Source organism: Moorena sp. SIO2C4 (genome assembly GCF_010672485.1).
Taxonomy (GTDB): Bacteria; Cyanobacteriota; Cyanobacteriia; order Cyanobacteriales; family Coleofasciculaceae; genus Moorena; species Moorena producens.
This window is the reverse complement of sequence record NZ_JAAHGN010001330.1, coordinates 1-1,722: the sequence shown is the minus strand read 5'-3', so window position 1 is coordinate 1,722 and position 1,722 is coordinate 1. Positions and strand designations below refer to the sequence as shown.

The following is a 1,722-nucleotide window of genomic DNA, read 5'->3' as shown; positions in this document are numbered from 1 at the left end:
GGGGAAAAAGAGCAACTAGGACCGAGCCCTGATCCCTCCTATGGTGTCTATTATACTCGCGCTCCAGCTACGGGCAGTGGACGGATGTTGGTTCCCTTAGCTAATCCCCAATCAGCACCAGTATTGTTAGAAATAGCTACTGCTATTGGCCAGGTACACGACTATGAACTTGAGTGTTTGCAGGTAATACCTATCTCCCGCAGCACTAGTCCTGCTCAGACAGCAGTTGATACTACTAAAAGTCGCAGATTGCTAAGGCAAGCGGAAAGGCTAGGGCGACGGTGGGAAATGCCCGTTCACACCCAAATCCGGATATCCCACGATACCGCTCAAGCAATTCTAGAAACTATTAAACAACGACATATTAATCTGATTTTGATGGGATGGAAGGGAGGACCATCTAATAGTCCTAATCAGATTTTTGGTAATATTATCGATACCTTGATTCGACAAGCTCCCTGTGATTTAGTCTTGCTGAAATTACCCCAAGGCAAGGAAGTAGTAGATGATGTTAAATCTGCTAAGTACGGTTCACTAGCTAAGACCTGGAAGCGTTGGTTAATACCCATTGCTGGTGGACCGAATTCTAGCCGTGCCCTACAATTAATCCCGATACTAGCAACCTTGGCTAAAGCAGAGCAAATCGTAGTAGCTCAGGTTTTTAACCCTCAAGCTGGGGAACCTGTAATGACTAGCTTGGAAAAAGCTACCTATTTCCTCAAACAGCAACTCAAAGGTATGTGTGATGTGGTATCAATTCCAATCCGTTCCTATTCTGTTTCTGATGCTTTGATTCGTTTAGCTAACGCTCACAAGTATGATGTAGTCGTGATCGGAGCTAGTCGAGAGGGATTATTGGAACAGGCGATCCATGGCAATATTCCAGAAGCGATCGCACGGGGTGTTGATAGTACTGTGATTCTAGTTAGGGAAGCCCTTCATTAATTAGGGAGTAGGGAATCGGGAGTAGGGAACAGTGGTAATTCTTCAGCTGTCAGCTTATGTGCTACGCACACGCGATCGCGTTCAGCTTATGTGCTACGCACACGCGATCGCGTTCAGATGAAGGCAGCAGGCTTACCCCTGAATGATATTGCTCAATATACCGGGTTGAGTGTGGATGAAATTAATCAGTTGTGGTAAGAATACACCCCCCGTAACGCACCACTGGATCTATTCTTTTCTTAATTTTTATAATTCCTCCTTTGCAAACTTTCGCAGTTGAGGATCGGGGTCATGCTCTGCTCTATCCTGCAATAAGGATCGGGTTTGGGAATGGTTAGGATAATATTCGAGAATGGCCTGAAGGGCTATTTGTCGAGGATTGTAATTCTCGTCATCTCTCTCGTAATCTCTGTCTTTATCAGGGTCAAAGGGGTCATGGAGAGTGCGATCGCATAAAAATTGCGATAACCAAGGCTGGTCGTGCCAAGCTTGAGCTAACTGTTGAATTGCTTTACCTCGCACATCCGAATCAGTATCAGAGCGAGCGGATTCTTGAAGTATGGGTAAAGTATCTGGGTGGTCTTGGTAGTGATCCCTGACAGTACTTATGTCAAATTCTAGCAGAGCGTCTAACTGTTGTTGTAATATTGGTAACGCTTTAAGTAACTACAAGAAAAAGGCAGTTCTAGTTTTTTCATGACATTAAAACTCACATAATTTCGAACCCACAATACTTTTAGTAGTTCTTAACACTACATGTTTGACTCTCTATTCCTC

General features: G+C 44.3%; 2 protein-coding genes. One reads left to right on the top strand and one right to left on the bottom strand.

The features are described 5' to 3' along the window. Positions 1–945 (top strand): universal stress protein (locus F6K20_RS37185; RefSeq protein ID WP_287298222.1); only part of this gene is annotated, 945 nt, incomplete at its 5' end. 246 nt (positions 946–1,191) lie between these two features. Here the strand turns inward: F6K20_RS37185 and F6K20_RS37180 are convergent. Continuing rightward, entirely contained in the window at positions 1,192–1,467 is a 276-nt protein-coding gene (locus F6K20_RS37180) for a hypothetical protein (RefSeq protein ID WP_287298221.1), read from the bottom strand. Between the last annotated feature and the right edge of the window lie 255 nt (positions 1,468–1,722).